The following is a 4,521-nucleotide window of genomic DNA, read 5'->3' as shown; positions in this document are numbered from 1 at the left end:
CTCTTCAGCAGCGCCAGCGTCGCCGCAACCTCGTCGGAGGCCGGCGCCCGCGTTGCCGCAATCGCCAGCCGCGTCTCGGCATCCCAGGCACTGACCATCAGCGGCGGCATGAAGGCACGGCCCTTCTCATAACCGCGCCTAAGCGCCTTGCCGTCGACGGCCACCACGGCACGCGGTGGGCCGAGCCCAAGTTCACGCCGCAATGCCGCCATGAAGGCGCTCAGCGCATCCGACAACTCCTGCGGATCAAGAAGCCGAAACACCCGGCTGAAGGTGTCGTGGCTCGGACACCCATGCTTCAGTTCGATGAACTCTTTCAGCTCCTCCTCGCGCCCCTCTGCGAACTCCGCAATATCCACACAGCTTTTGGCCCCGCACAGCGTCGCCGCCAGCGCCAGAAACAGAAGTTCAGCAAGATCATGCCGCGCGTTGATGTCGCGCGGATCGCGAACTGCTTGCAGGATCGACAAAACAAGCCGCACTCGGGCCTCCTCTGCTACGAGAAAGCCTCTCAAGAATCCTTCTTTTGCGGCTTGGCAATAGCCAATCAACTTATCTGCGATTCCCCTGCCCTTGCGGGGGAGATGTCCGGCAGGACCGAGGGGGTGTGAAGGACGCTGCTTTCGGGATTCTCGCGAGCGATCAAGCCTAAACGCGGCGCTCCACCATCATCTTCTTGATTTCCGCGATCGCCTTGGCGGGATTGAGACCCTTCGGGCAGGTCTGCGCGCAATTCATGATGGTGTGGCAGCGATAGAGCCGGAACGGGTCTTCGAGATTGTCGAGCCGCTCGCCCGTCGCCTCGTCGCGGCTGTCGATCAGCCAGCGATAGGCCTGCAGCAAAGTGGCCGGGCCGAGATAGCGGTCGCCGTTCCACCAATAGCTTGGGCAGGACGTCGAGCAGCAGGCGCACAGGATGCATTCATAGAGCCCGTCGAGCTTCTCACGATCCTCATGGCTCTGCAGCCATTCCTTGGCGGGCGTCGGCGAGACCGTCTGCAGCCACGGCTGGATCGAGGCATGCTGGGCGTAAAAATTGGTGAGGTCGGGCACAAGGTCCTTGATCACGGCCATATGCGGCAGCGGATAGACCTTCACCGCGCCCGAAATGTCCTCCGCGCCCTTGGTGCAGGCCAGCGTGTTGGAGCCGTCGATGTTCATGGCGCAGGAGCCGCAAATGCCTTCGCGGCAGGAACGGCGCAGCGTCAGCGTCGGGTCGATCTTGTTCTTGATCCACAGAAGCGCGTCGAGAACCATCGGGCCGCAATCGTCCATGTCGACGAAGTAGGTGTCCATGCGCGGGTTCTCGTCGTCATCCGGCGACCAGCGGTAGATGCGGTATTCGCGCAGATTGGTGGCGCCCTCCGGCTTCGGCCAGGTCTTGCCCTGCTGGACTTTCGAATTCTTGGGTAGCGTGAGTTCGACCATTACCTGCGGTCCTTTCGGATGACGAGCTTCAGCCCGGACCAGATATCGTTGACGGCCGCGACCTTGACGTCGACAAGGTCGCGCTTGAGCGCCTCGGCGCGGATGACGTCCTCGGTGACGTCGGTCGGCACGTTCGAAGCCTTCTTCGGCCAGGAGACCCAGACCATGCCGTCGCGCTTGATCGCCGTCTCGATGCCGGCCAGGCCGTCCTCGATCTCGGCGCGCTGCCGGGTGAAAGCGTGCACGGCATCGTATTTCCGGTTGCCCGAGATCGCCGACCAGTAGGGCAGCCGATCGACCTCGGCAAACCCGACGGCTCCAGCCAACTCGTCGAGCTCGGGCGGCAGCGCGATGAAGGCGGCGACCATGCCGTCCTTCAGGCCGAGCTTGGCCGCAAGGGGCGTGCCGGAATATCCCGCGGCCGCCAATGCCATGTCAGTAGACCCTCGCCTTTGGCGCGATCTTGGCCAGGCTGATGCCGCCGTCCTTTTCCGCCAGCAGCGGGTCGGTGTGCACCGGGCGGTAGGAAAGCGTCACCTTGCCGTCCTCGCCGACGTGGGCCAGCGTGTGCTTGCGCCAGTTGGCGTCGTCGCGCGCCGAGAAATCCTCTCGCGCATGCGCGCCGCGGCTCTCCTTGCGCGCCTCGGCGCCGTAGACCGTGGCGATGGCATTGATCATCAGGTTTTCGAGCTCCAGCGTCTCGACCAGGTCCGAGTTCCAGATCATCGAGCGGTCGAAGACCTTGACGTCCTTGAGCTCGCTCCAGATTTGAGAAACGCGCTTGCAGCCATTTTCCAGCGATTCCTGCGTGCGGAACACCGCCGCGTCTTCCTGCATCGCCCGCTGCATCTTTTCGCGCAGCGCCGCGGTCGGGGTCGAGCCGCTGGCGTGGCGCAGCTTGTCGAAGCGATCCATGATCTTGTCGACCGATTCCTGATTGGGCGACGCAATCGCCGACTTGCGATCGATCACCTGGCCGGCGCGGATTGCGGCCGCGCGGCCGAACACGACCAGATCGATCAGCGAGTTGGAGCCGAGCCGGTTGGCGCCATGCACGGAGGCGCAGCCGGCTTCGCCCACGGCCATCAGGCCGGGCGACACGCGGTCGGGGTTGTCGAAGCTCGGATTTAGCGCCTCGCCCCAATAATTGGTCGGCACGCCGCCCATATTGTAGTGGACCGTCGGCAGCACCGGGATCGGCTCCTTGGTCAGGTCGACGCCGGCGAAGATCTTGGCCGATTCCGAGATGCCCGGCAGCCGCTCGTGCAGCACCGCCGGATCGAGATGGTCGAGATGCAGGAAGATGTGGTCCTTGTTCTTGCCGACGCCGCGGCCCTCGCGGATCTCCAGCGTCATGCAGCGCGAGACCACGTCGCGCGAGGCGAGGTCCTTGGCCGACGGCGCGTAGCGCTCCATGAAGCGCTCACCCTCGGAATTGACGAGATAGCCGCCCTCGCCGCGCGCGCCTTCGGTGATCAGGCAGCCGGCGCCGTAGATGCCGGTCGGGTGGAACTGCACGAACTCCATGTCCTGCAGCGGCAGCCCGGCCCGCGCGGCCATGCCGCCGCCGTCGCCGGTGCAGGTATGCGCCGAGGTGGCGGAGAAATAGGCGCGGCCATAGCCGCCGGTCGCCAGCACCACCATCTTTGCCGAGAAGCGGTGGATGGTGCCGTCGTCGAGATTCCACGCCACCACGCCGGTGCATGTGCCGTCCGGCTCCATGATCAGGTCGAGCGCGAAATACTCGATGAAGAACTGCGCGTTGTTCTTCAGCGACTGGCCGTAGAGCGTATGCAGGATGGCATGCCCGGTGCGGTCGGCGGCGGCGCAGGTGCGCTGAACCGGCGGGCCGTCGCCATAATTCATCATGTGGCCGCCGAACGGCCGCTGATAGATCTTGCCCTCTTCGGTGCGCGAGAATGGCACGCCGTAATGCTCGAGCTCATAGACGGCGGCCGGCGCCTCGCGCACCATGTATTCCATGGCGTCGACGTCGCCCAGCCAGTCTGAGCCCTTGACCGTGTCGTACATGTGCCACTGCCAGGAATCTGGGCCCATGTTGGAGAGCGAGGCGGCGATGCCGCCTTGCGCCGCGACCGTGTGCGAGCGTGTCGGAAACACCTTGGTGATGCAGGCGGTGCGCAGCCCCTGCTCGGCCATGCCGAGCGTGGCGCGCAACCCGGCGCCGCCGGCGCCGACGATCACCACATCGAATTTGTGATCGACAAAGGTGTAGGCCGAAGCCGTGCTGGCTGTGTTTGCGCTGGCCAAGACGTCAGCCTCCGAATGCGAGTTTGAGCAGAGCGAAGAGCGAGGCGACGCCGACTGCTATTGAGAAGAATGTGTTGAGGGCGATCAGCGCCAGCTTCATGCCCTCGCCATGCACATAGTCCTCGATGATGACCTGCATGCCGATCCGCATGTGGTAGAGCGCAGAAATCAGCACCAACGACAGCACCAGCGCCACGAAGGGGTTCGCGAGCGACGCCCGCACTTCAGCATAGCCGTGGCCGTTGAGGGCGATCAGGAAGCCGACGAAGAACAGGATGAGCGGGATATTGGCCACCGCCGTCAACCGCTGGCGCCAGAAATGGCCGGTACCCTCACGCGCCGAACCAAGGCCGCGAACCTTCCCGAGCGGCGTGCGCATGTCCGAATTCTTTGCGGTCATCAGAGTGCCCCCCGCGCCATGTAGCCCGCGATCCAGATCAATAGCGTCAGCACGATCGAGCCGGCGAGCGTTGCCCATGCGATCCTCGAGGCGGTGTGTTTTTCGAGCCCGGCGCCGGTGTCCCAGACGAGATGGCGCAACCCGCCCAGCATGTGGTGCATCAGCGCCCAGGTGTAGCCGAACAGGACCAGCCGGCCGAGCCAGGAGCCGAAGGCCCAGTTGACCCAGTCGAACGCAGCCTGCGAACTCGACGCAGCGATCAACCAGGCCGCCACCAGGAGCGTGCCGAAATAGAGCGCGCCGCCGGTGATGCGATGGATGATCGACATCGTCATCGTGATCGGGGGCCTGTAGATCGTCAGGTGCGGCGAAAGCGGCCGTTCACGTCTGGCAATTGCGCGGGTGGCTGGTGATTTGCTCAT

Annotated in this window: 6 protein-coding genes; all 6 read right to left on the bottom strand. The window is 64.5% G+C overall.

From position 1 onward, the window contains the following. On the bottom strand, positions 1–482 hold a 482-nt coding region (locus EOA60_RS19950; protein WP_128311777.1), incomplete at its 3' end, for an ISAs1 family transposase. 166 nt (positions 483–648) lie between these two features. Next, entirely contained in the window at positions 649–1,428 is a 780-nt protein-coding gene (locus EOA60_RS19945; protein WP_095825188.1) for a succinate dehydrogenase iron-sulfur subunit, read from the bottom strand. Continuing rightward, on the bottom strand, positions 1,428–1,862 hold the full coding sequence (locus EOA60_RS19940) for a DUF3052 family protein (protein WP_095799643.1): 435 nt from the start codon (positions 1,860–1,862) through the stop codon (positions 1,428–1,430). Before EOA60_RS19940 ends, EOA60_RS19945 begins: the two co-directional genes overlap by 1 nt. A gap of 1 nt (position 1,863) precedes the next feature. After that, entirely contained in the window at positions 1,864–3,699 is a 1,836-nt protein-coding gene (gene sdhA, locus EOA60_RS19935) for a succinate dehydrogenase flavoprotein subunit (protein WP_095825187.1), read from the bottom strand. Between the two features lie 4 nt (positions 3,700–3,703). Next, positions 3,704–4,099, bottom strand: a complete 396-nt coding sequence (gene sdhD / locus EOA60_RS19930) for a succinate dehydrogenase, hydrophobic membrane anchor protein (RefSeq protein ID WP_066991857.1) — start codon at positions 4,097–4,099, stop codon at positions 3,704–3,706. Further along, entirely contained in the window at positions 4,099–4,521 is a 423-nt protein-coding gene (gene sdhC, locus EOA60_RS19925; RefSeq protein ID WP_067322933.1) for a succinate dehydrogenase, cytochrome b556 subunit, read from the bottom strand. The genes sdhD and sdhC overlap by 1 nt, the downstream gene beginning before the upstream one ends.

The organism is Mesorhizobium sp. M1A.F.Ca.IN.020.06.1.1 (assembly GCF_004023265.1).
GTDB lineage: Bacteria > Pseudomonadota > Alphaproteobacteria > Rhizobiales > Rhizobiaceae > Mesorhizobium.
This window is presented reverse-complemented; position numbering and strand designations above follow the sequence as displayed.